This is a genomic window from Acidovorax sp. FG48 (assembly GCF_057809085.1).
On the sequence record NZ_JBMDJH010000009.1, the window covers coordinates 1 to 14,269 of the forward strand.

Below are 14,269 nucleotides of genomic sequence, written 5' to 3' on the forward strand. Positions count from 1 at the left end.
TGCCCGCCGTGTGCCCCGCCAGATCCACCAAAATGTCTATGCCGTCCGCCCTCACTCTCTCGGCCAGCGCATCGTCGCTCAGCCCCTTGGTCGGCACCCAGTGATCCACGTAGCTCTTGTAGCGCGCCGTCTGGGCGTCTTCTCTCGCCAGGTCCGCATAGGCGTACACCTCCACACGCTCGCTGTCATGGTGCGCCAGCAGCGGCTCCATGAAGTACCTCGTCGAGTGGCTGCGAAAGTCCGGCGATACATACCCCACCTTCAGCCTGCGTCCTTGTGCCCTGGCGTTGCCGTGATCCTTCCACTGCGCCCTGTACGGCTTGCCAAACCTCTCCTCATACTCCTCGTACGCCGCGTAAATCTCCTCCCCGCTCTTGTCCGGGTGGTAGTTCAGCGTGAACAGCAGGTTATGTATAGCCGTGTGGTAGTCAGGCTTCAGTTCCAGCGCACGACGCAATGCCGCAATGCCTTCGTCCAATATACCCAGAACGTTATAGATACCGCTGAGGTAGTTCCAAGCGACAGCGAAATTCGGCCGCAATGCGAGCGCTTTCTCAAAAGCCGCCCAAGCCGCCCTGATGTGTCCCGCCTGCGCAAGTGCCAAACCCAAATTGCTGTGCGCCTCAGCATGTTGCGGGTTCAACTGCGTCACTCGCGTGAGCACATCGACAGCTTCATCGTTGCGCCCGAATTCGTACAAAGCATTACCCAGGTTGCTTTGAGCCTCCAAATCATTCGGGAGCAGCTGCGCCGCCTTGCGTTTAGCCTCAAGCGCCTCTTCGAGGCGTCCCAATGGCTGCAGCATGGTCCCGAGCGCTTTCCAGGCAAACCCACTATCTGGAAACTGCTCCACCATGGCGCGAGCCACGCGCTCACCTTCAGCATAGGCCCCTCGGCTGAAAAGGTCTGCCAACGCCTGCATGGCCTTGCGACTGGGTGTACGCACCGCGCCTTGGCGGTCAACTTGCGGTTCACTCGGCTGTACCGGCGATCCAACTGTCAGCCCGGCACCAAGACGTCCCAAGAGATCATTGACCGTTGTGCGCTGCAGCCCGGCTGCCTGCGCAATCGGAAGCAACTGCCGGACCAGGTCAGCGTGCCCCACCCGAACAAGGGCATCGAGATAACTGAACCAAAACTGCGCACTATGAGGGTTTGCATTGAGCGCGGCTTCTAGGTACGGCAGTGCTTCTTGAGGCCGCAGTAGCTGCACAGCCAACAAAACCCCCAAGTTGTGATTTGCATCAGGATGCTCGGGCGCCTGCGCGAGAAGTTCACGGTAAGCCTGTTCGGCCTCCGCATGCTCCCATGAGGAGTGATGCTGGATGGCCCGAGCCAAAATTGCGCCGAGCACGGACTGGGCTTCATCACTCTGGTTCGGATCCAGCGGCATATAGGAGTTAGACATCAGCGTCGCAGCGGCAAAGTGGCATGTTGCTAGGGAGTCTCTGCACGAATCACCGCGCCGTGTGCATCTGCGGCTTCGGGCGGTCTGCCGCGCCCACTTGTCGCTCGATTCGTGCGGAGACTCCCTAGAGGATATGTGCCCGCAAGGGAACCGAACCTGAGAGTTACCCGCTATTTGCAGGGCATCTCTTTTTACCCGCATGATCAACTCTCCCGCAAGATCGCCATCAATGGATCGTCTGGGGCGTGGCATGAACCGCTGGGTATAACTGGGAGACTGATGCCTTTGGCGATGCGGGCTATCACGGTGTAGACAAACGGCCCTGTGCCAAAGCCGGCATGCGTCCAGGATCGCGCGGGGCTGAGGGCAAGGACAAGCCTGCGGATGTGCTGATCGCCCAATTTGAGCGCACAAAGGCCAACCTCAGCGCCACGATGCTGCCCTGTTTTGAGTACTCAAGCAGCAGTTCGGTGAGATGGAGGCGCGCTATCGGGGGGGGCAAGAAAATGGCAGGCCGGATCGTCACGCTGTTTGCGCGGGACCATCTTTGGATGGCCAGGCACGAACTGCTGAGGTGTACGGGGTAGGAGCGCTTGCAACAGAGCATTGCCCAGCAAAGCTGGACAAGTGCCGTAGCGCAGCAACAGGCCGGGCGTTGCCCCCGCGAAAATACTTGCTGTTTTCGTTCAGAAGGGCTGCAGTAAAGCCCGGGTCGATTCGCGAAGAGCCTCCCGAGGCGGACTGCCATTGTTTCCACCTATAAGTCAGAACTATGCTGTATGTTCGAACTTGATTGTTCTTTGCACTTAAAACGGTTCTGACACAATCCCCAAACTATGTTTGTAATCATCGGTTACGTGGTCTGCCTAGGCTGCATCTTCGGCGTGTACATCGTGCACGGCGGAAACATCAGCGTGATCCTCAAGGCCCTGCCCTTCGAGATCATCACGATCCTGGGGGGCGCGCTGGGTGCGTTCGTGGTGAACAACCAGCCCAAGGTGATCAAGGCCACGATGGCGGCCCTCCCAATGGCGCTCAAGGGGTCCAAATACACCAAAGAGCGCTATATGGAGCTGATGGCGATGCTCTATGACATCCTGCAGAAGGCCCGCAAGGAAGGCCTGATGGCCATTGAGAAGGATGTGGAAGCGCCCCACGAATCCGAGATCTTCAAGAAATACCCCACGGTGGGCAGCGACCACCATGTGATCGAATTCACCACCGATTACCTGCGCATGATGGTGTCGGGCAACCTCAACTCCCACGAGATCGAGGCGCTGATGGACAGCGAGATCGACACCCACCACCAGGAGGCCCACGCCCCCGTGGCGGCACTGGCCCGCCTCGCCGGTGCCCTGCCCGCCTTCGGGATCGTGGCCGCGGTGCTGGGTGTTGTGAACACCATGGGCTCGGTGGGCCAGCCGCCCTCGGTGCTGGGCGGCATGATCGGCTCGGCACTGGTGGGCACGTTCCTGGGCATTTTGCTGGCCTATGGCGTAGTGGAACCCCTTGGCGGACTCGTCGAGCAAAAGACCGAGGACGCTGCCAAGGAACTGCAGTGCATCAAGTCCACCCTGCTCGCCAGCATGCAGGGCTACAACCCGGCCACGGCCATTGAGTTTGGCCGCAAGGTGCTGTTCTCCAACGTCCGCCCCAGCTTCTCGGAGCTGGAAGGGCATGTGAAGGGCAAGAAGTAGACGCCTCTAATGCAGTAGCAGCGCCACAACGCCCCATCGCCATGGCAGAAAAGAAGCTCCAGCCCATCATCATCAAGCGCGTCAAGAAAGGCGGGCACGCAGTGCATGGGGGCGCCTGGAAGATCGCTTACGCCGACTTTGTGACGGCAATGATGGCGTTCTTCCTGCTGATGTGGCTGCTCGGCTCCACGGCCAAGGGGGAGCTGCAGGGCATTGCAGCGTATTTCGCATCGCCGCTCAAAGTGGCGATGGCCGGCGGCGACGGCGCGGGTAACAGCTCCAGCGTCATCCCCGGCGGCGGAAACGATCTCGCCAAGGTGCACGGCCAGGTACGCCGCTCCGATGTGGAAGAAGCCAAGCAGCGCCGCATGAGCATCGATGCCGCGCGGGCGGAACGCGCCAAGCAGGACCAGGAACGCCTCAAGGCTTTGGAGGCCAAGATCGATGCGCTGATCACCGAAAACCCGCGCCTGAACGAATACAAGTCGCAGATCCGCATCGACATCACGCCCGACGGGCTGCAGATCCAGATCATCGACGACCAGAACCGCCCCATGTTCGACAGCGGCAGCGCGTTGGTAAAACCCTACATGCGTGACATCCTCCGCGAAATTGGCGCGGCCCTCGGTGGCGTTGAAAACCGCATCAGCCTGGCCGGCCACACCGACGCCGTGCCCTATGGCAACAGCGAAAAGGGGTACAGCAACTGGGAGCTGTCGGCAGACCGTGCCAACGCCTCGCGCCGAGAGCTGGTCTCTGCCGGCATGCCAGACGCTAAACTGGGCCGCGTGGTGGGCTTGGCCGCCAGCGATCTGCTGGACCCCAAGAACCCACGCGCCCCCTCCAACCGGCGCATCACCATCACGGTGTTGACCCGGGAGGCCGAAGAACGGCTCATGGGCAAAGGGATTCCCGAAATCACGTCCACAGAACTGTTGACTGAAAAGCGGGAAAATCCCCCCCCAAGCAGGTAACAGTTACGACTTGTCACCAAACCTGCCGCCCATGACAATGCTTACAGTAAATCTCGACTGAAAGGGTCCCAAGTGACCACAGCCCTTCGTTTTTTGATCGTTGACGACTTCTCCACCATGCGACGCATCGTTCGCAACCTGCTCAAGGAGAGCGGGTTCTCAGACGCTGACGAGGCCGAGGATGGCGTCGCCGCACTCAACAAGCTGCGCAACAGCAAGTTTGATTTTGTGGTGACCGACATCAACATGCCCAACATGAACGGCTTCCAGCTGCTGGCCGAGATCAAGAAGGACGACAAGCTCAAGCACCTGCCCGTCCTGATGGTGACCGCCGAAGCGCGCAAGGAAGACATCGTTGCTGCCGCTCAGGGCGGTGCTGCGGGTTACATCGTCAAACCCTTCACCAAGGCAACTCTGGAAGAGAAAGTGACCTTGATTCTGAAGAAGATGGGGCTATGACACCATGGACGACACACCGGACAACAGCCAGCCGGCCGCCGAAGCCGATGTTCACCACAAGATTGGCCTGCTGACCCGCCAGCTTCACGATTCACTGAATGAACTGGGGTACGCCGACAAGCTGCGCGGCTCCATGGGCGAACTGCCCGACGCCCAGAGCCGGCTGTCATACATCGCCCGGCTGACGGGCGAGGCGGCCGAGAAGGTGCTCAACCGCGTCGAACAAGCCAAGGCGCAGCACGACTACATTGCGGCGGAAACACGCAGGGTCGTCAATTCGCTGGTGGCCGACCCGGTAGCTGCCGTGGCCAAGGGCGAGATCTTCAACTTCCTGACCGACGTGGAGCGTGTGACCAAAGAGGCCGACACGCACCTCACGGAAATCATGATGGCCCAGGATTTTCACGACCTCACCGGCCAGGTGATTGCGCGCGTGGTGAATCTGGCAGCCACCATTGAAGAGCAACTGGTGCAACTGCTCATCCAGACGGCCCCGCCCAACGCCCAGGTACCCGCCGAGCCCGCCCGCCCGGCCCACCTGCAAGGCCCGGTGGTGGACCCGGCCAACACGCCCGACGTGGTCACCGACCAGTCCCAGGTGGACGATCTGCTGGCCAGCCTGGGCTTCTGACACGCTGTTTTCAGCCCAATGTGCTTCAAGCGCTAGTGCAATATGCCCTAGCCGCTATCATTTTTGAAAATGCTGATGACCATCGGCCGTAGCGGGCAGACGCCCGCCAGCGACTGAAAACACCCCGGGCCTCACCGAAAAGAGGGGGCGGCAGCCCCCTTATCCACCTTTAGATTTCCAGGTCGCTCACGACAATGGCATGACCCCAGCCGTCATGCCACCATGGAATCCAGCCAAGAAAAAAGCCTCCCCGCGTCAGAGCGCAAGCTGCAGAAAGCACGCGAAGACGGCCAAGGGGCACGCTCACGCGACCTGTCGCACCTGGCCATTCTGGGCGCGGGCGCCGCATGCATGCTGCTGCTGGCCCCACAGCTGATGGACCGCATGCAGTGGGCCATGAGCCAGCAGCTGGCGTTCAATGCGGCCACGGTGATGGCGCCGGGCACCATGCTGTCGCGGCTGCAGGACATGGTCATCGTGGGCGTGATCGCGAGCACAGTGTTCGCCACGCTGACCAGCGCGGCGGCCCTGATCAGCGCCATCGGAGCGGGCGGCTGGATCCTCAGCGCCAAGCCCATCACCCCCCAGTTCAGCCGCCTCAACCCGATCTCGGGGCTGGCCAACCTGTTTTCCAAGCAGCAGATGGCCAACGTGGCCAAGATGGTGCTGATGACGGTCATCCTGACCTATGTGGCCTGGAAGTTCCTGGGCAACAGCATCGAAACCGTTGCCATGCTGGTGCTGCAGCCCTCCCCCATGGCCCTTCGCCAGATTGCCGACTGGCTGACTTCGGGCATGAGCCTGTTGTTGCTGGTCGTGTTCCTGGCCGCTTTGGTGGACGTGCCTTTGCAGGCGTTCTTCTTCAAGGAGCGGCTGAAGATGTCTCACGAGGAAGTCAAGCAGGAGCACAAGGAGTCGGACGGCAACCCCCACATCAAGGGCCGCATCCGCCAGAAGCAGCGCGAAATTGCCGACCGCGCCAGCGTGAGCGCCGTGCCCAAGGCCGATTTTGTGGTGATGAACCCGACCCACTATGCGGTGGCCCTCAAGTACGACGAGAAGACCATGAGTGCGCCCCAGGTGATCTCGCGCGGCACCGACCTCATCGCCATGAAGATCCGCGATGTGGCCCGGGAGCACAACGTGCCCGTGCTGCAGTCGCCCATGCTGGCCCGCGCGCTGTATGCCCATGCCGAGCTGGACCAGGCCATCCCCGCCACGCTCTACACCGCCGTGGCCCAGGTGCTGGCGTATGTGTACCGCCTCAAGGCCGCGCTGCGTGGCGAAGGCCGCATGCCCGACAGCCTGGTGCAGCCCTTTGTGCCGCCTGAACTCGATCCGCTGAACCGCACCACGGTGCAAGGTGCTGCCGTATGAACACCTCCGTAAAGTCTTTGCAGCAATGGGCGGGCACCAACGCCAGCGCCCTGCAGGGCCTGTCGGCACCCCTGCTGGTGGTGGCGATTCTAGCGTTGATGGTGCTGCCCATCCCGCCGTGGCTGCTGGATGCCTTCTTCACGCTCAACATCGCCGTTGCGCTGATGGTGATGATGGTTGCGGCCTACATGCTGCGCCCCCTGGACTTCGCGGCCTTCCCTTCGGTGCTGCTGCTGACCACCCTGATGCGCCTGTCGCTGAACGTGGCCTCCACGCGCGTGGTGCTGCTCGAAGGCCACCAGGGCCCGGGTGCTGCCGGTGCGGTGATCGAGGCCTTCGGCCACTTCCTGATCGGTGGCAATTTCGCGGTTGGTCTGATCGTGTTTGCGATCCTCGTGGTGATCAACTTCGTGGTGATCACCAAGGGGGCGGAGCGCATTGCCGAAGTGTCGGCCCGCTTCACGCTGGACGCCATGCCCGGCAAACAGATGGCGGTGGACGCCGACCTGAACGCCGGCCTGATCGACGAGAAGGAAGCCAAGCGCCGCCGCGCCGAAGTGGCGGAAGAAGCCAACTTCTTCGGCTCCATGGACGGCGCCTCCAAGTTCGTGCGCGGCGACGCCGTGGCGGGCATTCTGATTCTGCTCATCAACATCATTGGCGGCTTCACGATTGGCGTGTTGCAGCACGACCTGTCGGCCAAGCAGGCGGCCGACAGCTACATCCTGCTGGCCATTGGCGATGCGCTGGTGGCGCAGATTCCCGGCCTGCTGATCTCGGTGGCCGCCGCCATGGTGATCTCCCGCGTGGGCAAGGACCACGACATGGGCCGCCAGATCGTGCAGCAGCTGTTCATGTCGCCCCGCGTGCTGGGTGTCACGGCCGGCATCCTGATCCTGCTGGGCCTGATTCCTGGCATGCCGCATGTGGTGTTTCTGACCATGGGCGGCCTGCTGGGGTATGGCGCCTGGATGATGTACGAGCGCCAGAAGGTGCCGCCCGTCGTCGAGGCCCCACCGCCACCGGTCACCGACGGCGAAGCCACCTGGGACGACCTGCAGCCCGTGGACCTGTTGGGCCTGGAGCTGGGCTACCGCCTGATCAGCCTGGTGGACAAGAGCCGCCAGGGCGACCTGCTCACCCGCATCAAGGGCGTGCGCCGCAAGTTTGCGCAGGAAGTGGGCTTCCTGCCCCCCGCCGTGCATGTGCGCGACAACCTCGAACTCAAGCCCAGTGGCTACCGCATCACGCTGCGCGGCGTGGTGGTGGGCGAAGGCGAGGCCTTCCCTGGCATGTTCCTGGCCATCAACCCCGGCGGCATCACCACCCCACTGATCGGCACGGCCACCACCGACCCCGCCTTTGGCCTGCCAGCACACTGGATCGACGATCGGCAGAAGGAAGCCGCACAAATGGCGGGTTTTACCGTCGTTGATTCCGAAACCGTGATGGCCACCCATTTGTCACACTTGATGCAAGTGCAAGCCGCCAAGCTCCTCAGCCGCACCGAAACGCAGCAGCTGGTGGAGCACGTGGCCAAGCTGGCTCCCAAGCTCATCGAAGAAGTGGTCCCGAAAATGGTCTCCATCGCAACGTTCCAGAAGGTCCTCCAGCTGCTGCTGGAAGAGTCTGTGCACATCCGCGATATCCGCACCATCATCGAGACGCTGGCCGAGCATGCCGGTGCGGTCTCCGACCCCGTCGAGCTGGCCCGCCGCGTGCGCATTGCGCTCTCGCCCGCCATCGTCCAGCAGATCTACGGCCCCACCCGCGAGCTCAACGTCATCGCCATCGAGCCCGGCCTGGAGCGCCTTCTGGTGCAGGCCCTGGGCAACACGGCAGGCCCTGCGCTCGACCCCGGTGTGGCCGACATCCTCACACAGAAGGCCGCCGAAGTGGCCCTCAAGCAGGAAGAGATGGGCCTGCCCGCCTGCCTGCTGGTTCCCGATCAGATCCGCAATGCCATCTCCCGTCTGGTGCGCCGCGTGGCGCCCCGCCTGCAGGTGCTGGCACACAGTGAAATTCCAGAGACCCACACCATCCGTATTGGGCCGATCCTTAAAGGTGCATCAGCATGAACATCAAACGCTTTACCGCCCCCACCTCCCGGGAGGCTCTGGCCAAGGCGCGCATGGCCTTTGGCGACGGCACGCTGATCCTGTCCAACCGCCCCACGGCCAACGGCGTGGAAGTGGTGGCCACGGCCGAAGACACGCTGTCGGCCCTGGATGGTGGTGCCCCCGCCTCTTCGTCCAATGCGCCCCTGCTGGCACCCAGCACCCCGCGCAGCGCCCCACAGCGCGCCAGCCAGCCGGCGGCAGCATCGGGCCTGGGCCGCAACCCGGTCGAGGAAGACACCGAACAGCTGGCCATGAGCACGCTGTCGTTCCAGGACTATGTGCGCGAGCGCATGCTGCGCCGCCGCCACGAGGCCCTGAACGGCCCGTCGGAGCCCCAGACACTGTCTGAACGCAGCCGCGACCAGGAGCCCGAACGCGAACGCATGTCCACCCCATCGGTGGCGCGCCACAACCCGCTGCGCACCATTCCGATGGACATCCCGCCCGAGCCACCACGCCGCCGGCAGGAGGCTCCCAGCGCCCACCTGATCCAGTCGAACAACCAGAGCGTGATGAACGAACTGCATGCGATGAAGGAGCTGATTGAGGACCGCTTCAACACGCTGGCCTGGCTGGGGCAGGCACGCCAGAACCCGATCCAGTCCAACCTGATGCTCAAGATGATCCGTGCTGGTTACTCCCCCTCGCTGGCCCGTGCTGTGCTCGAACGCATGCCCGAGGATCTGTCGGCGGGCGAATCGGTACGCTGGCTGATGGAGGTGCTGGAGCGCAACCTCAAGACCGACCAGACCGATCCCCCCCTATATGAACAGGGCGGCATCTTCGCCATGGTGGGCTCGACCGGCGTGGGCAAGACCACCACCACGGCCAAGCTGGCAGCGATGTGTGCACGCATCCACGGCCCCGGCAGTGTGGGGCTGATCACACTGGACACCTACCGTGTGGGCGCGCACGAACAACTGCGCACTTACGGGCGCATGCTGGGCATCGTGGCCCACTTGGCGCACGACCGTGCCGCGCTGCAAGACCTGCTGGGCCTGCTCAGCGGCAAGAAAATGGTGTTGATCGACACCACCGGCGTGGCCCCCAGGGACCCCCGCAAGCGCGACATGCTGGATGTGCTGGACCTGCCCCATGTGAACCGCCTGCTCGTGCTCAACGCCGGCTGCCATGGCGACACGCTGGATGACGTGCTGACCGCCTTCAAAACCGACGGCTCGCAACAGGCCATCCTGTCCAAGGTGGACGAGGCCGTGAAGCTGGGCCCCGCCATCGACGCGCTGATCCGCCACCAGATGGTGCTGCGCGGCGTGACCAATGGCCAGCGTGTGCCCGAAGACTGGGAGCGTGCCAACGCCCACCAGCTCATCAGCGCCTCCATGCGGTCGCCCGCCAAGTCGGCCTTCGACCCCAAGGCCACCGACCTGAACTTCTTTTTTTCGCACTCTCCCGATACCGTGACGGAGGGGGGATTGGTCGATGCTTGATCTGGGTTTTCATCAGGCGGCCAGCCTGCACAGCCTCACCCCGCAGGCGGAGCTGCGGCTGCTGGCGGTCGCCAGCCAGGGCAACACGGCGAATGGCCTCGAAACGCTGTGGCAGATCTGCGCCAGCCTGCAGCGGCTGGGCTACCCGGTGGTGGTGCTCGACGGCACGGCGCAGGAGTCCGACGACAGCCCCGGGCTGCTGCACCTGCTGCAACACGCCACATGGAATGACGGTGCCAGCCTGAACCTGGGCGCCACTGCGTCTTCGCTCGCCGTGATTCCGGCGGCCAAAGGGCTGCAGCACCTGAGCCGCAAGGCCGGTGACACCGCCCGATCCCCCATGGAAAGCCTGTTGCCCTACTTCAGGACCTATGGCCTGATGGTGATTCACGCACCGGCGTCCACCCTGGGGCCCCTGCTCACCCACACGGCCACGGTGCCGCTGGTGGTCATGGGCAGCGGCGCAGCGGGGGTGATGACGAGCTACAAGAGCCTCAAGCAGATCGCGCTGCACACGGGCTTGCCCTCCATGGTGGCAGCCTTGCTGCACAGCAACACGGCCGCCGAACGCCGCAAGGCCCAGTCCCAGTTGATGACACTGCAGGCCTGCGCCGAACGCCATCTGGGCGGCCCCATTCGCACCACCACCATTGCCACGCAGAACCCCCAGGATCTTCAGCGTCTGGCCTTGCAACTGCTGGAAAATGCGGGCACCATGAACGGAGCGCTGGCTGCGCTGACACCCAGCAACTTGACAGGCATGCCTGCGCATTTTGTCCGGAGCCACTGACCAGAGCCTGTGATGCACCTCTACGTACCCACGTTGACCCGCACTGCCCCCAACGGTCTGGCCAGTCGCCAGCCCCGCGAGGCGGATGAAGTTCGGGCGATGGCACCCCCAAGCGGCTCCAGAACAAGATCGCATACCCGCCTTACCAGTGCATAACACCCTCTCTATGTACACCGCCAAAGGCCAGCTTGATCGCGATGCCATGATCCGCCAGCATGTACCGCTGGTACGGAGGATTGCGCACCACATGATCGCCAAGCTGCCTCCCAATGTCGAACTGGATGACTTGATCCAGGTCGGCATGATGGGGCTCGCCGAAGCCCTCTCGCGCTATGAAGTCGCGCAGGGCGTGCAGTTTGAAACCTTCGCCACCCAGCGCATCCGGGGCGCCATGCTCGACGAGTTGCGCGAGGGTGACTGGATGAGCCGCAGCTCGCGCAAGAGCCAGAAAGACATCGAGCACGCCGTGCACCGGCTGGAACAAAAGCTGGGCCGCAGCCCGCTGGAGTCTGAAATAGCTGGCGAAATGGGCATGAGCCTGGCGGACTACCAGAACCTGCTGGGCAAGGTACGCGGTACCCAGCTGGTGTACCTGGAAGACATGACGCATGGCAACGACGACGAGGACGGTTTTCTGGACCGCCACGTTGCCGACAGCGCAGCCGACCCGGTGGAGCTGCTGCGCGATCAGCGGCTCAAGACATCACTGGTCAACGCCATCAAGACCCTGCCGGAGCGCGAGCAGCACATCATGGGCATGTATTACGAACATGACATGAACCTCAAGGAAATTGCCGCCGTGTTGGGCGTGACCGAGTCTCGGGTGTGCCAGTTGCACAGCCAGTCGATTGCCCGCCTGCGCGCCAAGATGCGCGCACACTGAGCCCGCGCGTCAGGCCACGAGCCGGGCAACACAAGGCATTGCGGGGCCAACAGTTTGGATGGCTGCGCGGGCGGGCACCTCTTGCGCCCTGGCCCGCCCCTCCCTCAGAAAAGTCTTTGGTGCTCAGCCCGCAGAGCGGTAGATGCGCGCCACGCCTGGCGCAGCTCCGCGCGCGCCCAGGCCGTCCCCGTAGGTAGAAGCTGCATTGGACGGAGGCAACAAGCCCGCGGCCTGGCGGTCGGTGACGGCGGCCAACCGGGCCAGGCTGTCACGGTGCAAAGTCAGCATGGTGCGGATGGCATCCGCACGCTTCTGCAGCGAAGCCGGTAGCGGCATGCCACGCGCGGCGGCTTGTTCGAGCGCACGCGAAAAGTCGGCCGCTGCATCGCGCAAGGCCGTACTGTGTTTTTCCAGAGAGAGGGGATCTGCCGCGAGAAGTGCGGCGGAGACTTGTTCGATCCGCTGTTCAACAGCTGAGAGAGATTCTTCCAGAGTCATGGCGCATTGTGCGACGGATTGCGCCCTCTAACAAAACGCCGATCAGCCCCGGGAGCGGGACAGGATCTCCTGGGCGTTGGACAGCAGTTTGTCGGCAATGGCTTCCGCGTCGACCGAAAATTCACCCTTCTCGATGGCAGCGCGCACGGCCTTGACCTTGCCTGCATCAAAATCGGCCGTGCTGCGGGTGGCGGGGCTGAGCGCGCGGGCTGCGGTGGACACCGTGACGGGCACACCGGCGGATGACGCAACCAGTGCGTCTTTCGTGGCTCCTTCCGCCGCGCTGGCGGGAGCCTTGGCTTGCTTGGCAAGCCCCGTCGGCGGCAACCCGCCCGGCAGTTCCGGTGTTTGACCTATCTTCATCGCTCTCTCCACCACCCCGTTGGATGTGGGGCATCAGTAGCAATGTTTTCGACCCATTTGGCCCGGACTTTAGCCATTTATTACCGGGGCGTCATCACAGAGTGACATCCACCGTCCCAGAATCGTTCACAGTTCCGCTCACGATACGCCCATTCTCCATGCGAACACGCACAGTCTGTCCGGCCGAGCCCGCCGTCAACGCCTGGCCCGCCGAGCTGACTGCGTAGCCGGGCCCCTGGGCCACCACCTTCACCTGCGCACCCGCCTTGAACAGCAGCGGGGCCCGCACCATGGCCTGGCGCACCGCCTGACCCGCCACGAGCTGGCGAGCGGCGGTCTGACCCACCCACAGGTCAGGGTTGGCCAGGACAGGGGAGGCATCGGCCGCCCAATCCACTTCGGCCTCGGTGGCGTCGTTGGCCGTCAACACGGCGCCCGGCGCTACATTGTTGGTCAGCACCCAGGCGGGCCCAAACGCTTTGATGGTGACGGGTAAAAACACATTCCATGCGGTCGCGCCTTCCACACAACGCAGCCCCAGGCGTGTACGGCCCCACAGGCGAGCACCCACGGGGAGATAAGGTTCAACGCGCGCACAGGGTGCCAGCCGCAGGCGCGAATCCAGTGAGCCAACACTCACTTCCATGCGCAGCGGCAGTGCGGAGGACTGGTTGCGAGCCAGAGCATCGTCCAGCCAGCGCTGGGTGAGCGGGCCGAGGTCTGCCGCAGGGTCCGCCGCCGACTGGGCGTGAGCGACACCGCTGGCACCGAATGCGGCCCCGGCCACGGCACCCACCAGACACCAGGTGCGCACCAAGGCGCCAGCACGCACAAGCAGCCGCGGCCGGGCGGCGCAGCGCAGCGCGGCGTTAGCGTCAGAAAAAAGGGTGTGGGCGGTCATAGGGGCCTCCTGGGCATCGGATGGCCAGGCTGCCTGCGCACGGGGCGCAACGGAAGGCAGAGGCCATTTCACCCCTGGAACTATAGGCACGCGCCTTGAACGCAAAACCCGGAACTGCGCATCCATTTGCCACTTCTTCGCGCTTTAGAAAAAAGGCGCGGTTTCCATAATCAAGCAACGCCAAAAAGGCCCCTCGGGCTGGCGACTTTGCAACCGACGGTGTGAGGCACACATGCTTGACAAGATGACTAACCAGCTGAATTTTCACGGCAACGCCCTGGTGCTGCGCGGTGAACGCCAGCGCGCCATCGCCAGCAACATTGCCAACGCCGACACGCCGGGCTATGTGGCTCGGGACTTCAAGTTTGGCGATGCGCTGCGCGAGGCCACGGGCGTGACATCTTCGGCCACCGGCACGCCCGGCGCGGCCATCACACGGCTGGCCACCAGCGGCTCGTACGGAACCGCGGGCACCACCGATCCGCACCACATTCCGCTGCCCACCGTGAATTCCAGCACCAGCATCGACCGGCAAGGCGCTCTCGGCTACGCCGTGCAGACGCAGCCCAGCCTGGACAACAACTCGGTGGACCTGGACCGCGAGCGTGCCAACTTCGTGGACAACGCCGTGCGCTACGAAGCCACGCTGCGGTTCATCAACGGCAACGCCAAAACCATGCTCAGCGCCATTCAGGGCCAATAACTACGCAGCCCAGCAGC

General features: G+C 63.4%; 14 protein-coding genes and 1 pseudogene. 11 read left to right on the top strand and 4 right to left on the bottom strand.

Annotated elements, in window-relative coordinates:
- Nucleotides 1-1,408, bottom strand: a 1,408-nt coding sequence (locus tag ACODSU_RS14005) for a tetratricopeptide repeat protein (protein WP_488842735.1), incomplete at its 3' end; no start/stop codon positions are given.
- A 272-nt stretch (nt 1,409-1,680) separates the two neighbouring features.
- Between ACODSU_RS14005 and ACODSU_RS14010 the strand changes: the two are divergent.
- The 10 genes and pseudogenes from ACODSU_RS14010 to ACODSU_RS14055 all read left to right on the top strand — a co-directional run.
- Nucleotides 1,681-1,995 (top strand): annotated as a pseudogene (locus tag ACODSU_RS14010) (IS5/IS1182 family transposase); the annotation flags it as partial.
- 249 nt (nt 1,996-2,244) lie between these two features.
- On the top strand, nt 2,245-3,105 hold the full coding sequence (motA, locus tag ACODSU_RS14015; RefSeq protein WP_056172898.1) for a flagellar motor stator protein MotA: 861 nt from the start codon (nt 2,245-2,247) through the stop codon (nt 3,103-3,105).
- Nucleotides 3,106-3,146: 41 nt separating this feature from the next.
- A complete protein-coding gene (gene motB / locus ACODSU_RS14020; protein ID WP_488842736.1) occupies nt 3,147-4,079 on the top strand; it encodes a flagellar motor protein MotB in 933 nt (310 codons plus the stop codon).
- 72 nt (nt 4,080-4,151) lie between these two features.
- The gene (cheY, locus tag ACODSU_RS14025; protein ID WP_015015821.1) at nt 4,152-4,538 is read left to right on the top strand and encodes a chemotaxis response regulator CheY; all 387 of its coding nucleotides are present in this window, start codon (nt 4,152-4,154) and stop codon (nt 4,536-4,538) included.
- A 4-nt stretch (nt 4,539-4,542) separates the two neighbouring features.
- Nucleotides 4,543-5,169 (top strand): protein phosphatase CheZ, encoded by a 627-nt coding sequence (locus ACODSU_RS14030; RefSeq protein ID WP_488842737.1) that lies wholly within the window; start codon nt 4,543-4,545, stop codon nt 5,167-5,169.
- Nucleotides 5,170-5,391: 222 nt separating this feature from the next.
- Nucleotides 5,392-6,546: an EscU/YscU/HrcU family type III secretion system export apparatus switch protein gene (locus tag ACODSU_RS14035; RefSeq protein ID WP_488842738.1), complete on the top strand. Its 1,155-nt coding sequence runs from the start codon at nt 5,392-5,394 to the stop codon at nt 6,544-6,546.
- Entirely contained in the window at nt 6,543-8,624 is a 2,082-nt protein-coding gene (flhA, locus tag ACODSU_RS14040; RefSeq protein WP_015015824.1) for a flagellar biosynthesis protein FlhA, read from the top strand. Before ACODSU_RS14035 ends, flhA begins: the two co-directional genes overlap by 4 nt.
- Nucleotides 8,621-10,114: a flagellar biosynthesis GTPase FlhF gene (gene flhF, locus ACODSU_RS14045; protein WP_488842739.1), complete on the top strand. Its 1,494-nt coding sequence runs from the start codon at nt 8,621-8,623 to the stop codon at nt 10,112-10,114. Before flhA ends, flhF begins: the two co-directional genes overlap by 4 nt.
- The gene (locus ACODSU_RS14050; protein ID WP_488842740.1) at nt 10,107-10,904 is read left to right on the top strand and encodes a hypothetical protein; all 798 of its coding nucleotides are present in this window, start codon (nt 10,107-10,109) and stop codon (nt 10,902-10,904) included. Before flhF ends, ACODSU_RS14050 begins: the two co-directional genes overlap by 8 nt.
- Nucleotides 10,905-11,070: 166 nt before the next feature.
- The gene (locus tag ACODSU_RS14055; RefSeq protein ID WP_015015827.1) at nt 11,071-11,787 is read left to right on the top strand and encodes an RNA polymerase sigma factor FliA; all 717 of its coding nucleotides are present in this window, start codon (nt 11,071-11,073) and stop codon (nt 11,785-11,787) included.
- A gap of 123 nt (nt 11,788-11,910) precedes the next feature.
- Here ACODSU_RS14055 and ACODSU_RS14060 read toward each other — a convergent pair whose 3' ends face one another.
- The 3 genes from ACODSU_RS14060 to flgA form a co-directional block, all read right to left on the bottom strand.
- A complete protein-coding gene (locus tag ACODSU_RS14060) occupies nt 11,911-12,285 on the bottom strand; it encodes a hypothetical protein (RefSeq protein WP_110961864.1) in 375 nt (124 codons plus the stop codon).
- Nucleotides 12,286-12,327: 42 nt separating this feature from the next.
- Nucleotides 12,328-12,648, bottom strand: a complete 321-nt coding sequence (gene flgM / locus ACODSU_RS14065; protein WP_110961863.1) for a flagellar biosynthesis anti-sigma factor FlgM — start codon at nt 12,646-12,648, stop codon at nt 12,328-12,330.
- Between the two features lie 94 nt (nt 12,649-12,742).
- Nucleotides 12,743-13,549, bottom strand: a complete 807-nt coding sequence (gene flgA, locus ACODSU_RS14070; RefSeq protein WP_488842741.1) for a flagellar basal body P-ring formation chaperone FlgA — start codon at nt 13,547-13,549, stop codon at nt 12,743-12,745.
- Nucleotides 13,550-13,781: 232 nt separating this feature from the next.
- Here flgA and flgB point away from each other — a divergent pair, with 232 nt between their 5' ends.
- The gene (gene flgB, locus ACODSU_RS14075) at nt 13,782-14,252 is read left to right on the top strand and encodes a flagellar basal body rod protein FlgB (protein ID WP_015015831.1); all 471 of its coding nucleotides are present in this window, start codon (nt 13,782-13,784) and stop codon (nt 14,250-14,252) included.
- Nucleotides 14,253-14,269 lie beyond the last annotated feature (17 nt).

Bases quoted from the DNA above. Each gene is read 5' to 3' on its own strand.
- motA (WP_056172898.1), top strand. From the start codon at position 2,245: ATGTTTGTAATCATCGGTTACGTGGTCTGCCTAGGCTGCATCTTCGGC.
- motB (WP_488842736.1), top strand. From the start codon at position 3,147: ATGGCAGAAAAGAAGCTCCAGCCCATCATCATCAAGCGCGTCAAGAAA.
- ACODSU_RS14030 (WP_488842737.1), top strand. From the start codon at position 4,543: ATGGACGACACACCGGACAACAGCCAGCCGGCCGCCGAAGCCGATGTT.
- ACODSU_RS14035 (WP_488842738.1), top strand. From the start codon at position 5,392: ATGGAATCCAGCCAAGAAAAAAGCCTCCCCGCGTCAGAGCGCAAGCTG.
- flhA (WP_015015824.1), top strand. From the start codon at position 6,543: ATGAACACCTCCGTAAAGTCTTTGCAGCAATGGGCGGGCACCAACGCC.
- flhF (WP_488842739.1), top strand. From the start codon at position 8,621: ATGAACATCAAACGCTTTACCGCCCCCACCTCCCGGGAGGCTCTGGCC.
- ACODSU_RS14050 (WP_488842740.1), top strand. From the start codon at position 10,107: ATGCTTGATCTGGGTTTTCATCAGGCGGCCAGCCTGCACAGCCTCACC.
- ACODSU_RS14055 (WP_015015827.1), top strand. From the start codon at position 11,071: ATGTACACCGCCAAAGGCCAGCTTGATCGCGATGCCATGATCCGCCAG.
- ACODSU_RS14060 (WP_110961864.1), bottom strand. From the start codon at position 12,285: ATGACTCTGGAAGAATCTCTCTCAGCTGTTGAACAGCGGATCGAACAA.
- flgM (WP_110961863.1), bottom strand. From the start codon at position 12,648: ATGAAGATAGGTCAAACACCGGAACTGCCGGGCGGGTTGCCGCCGACG.
- flgA (WP_488842741.1), bottom strand. From the start codon at position 13,549: ATGACCGCCCACACCCTTTTTTCTGACGCTAACGCCGCGCTGCGCTGC.
- flgB (WP_015015831.1), top strand. From the start codon at position 13,782: ATGCTTGACAAGATGACTAACCAGCTGAATTTTCACGGCAACGCCCTG.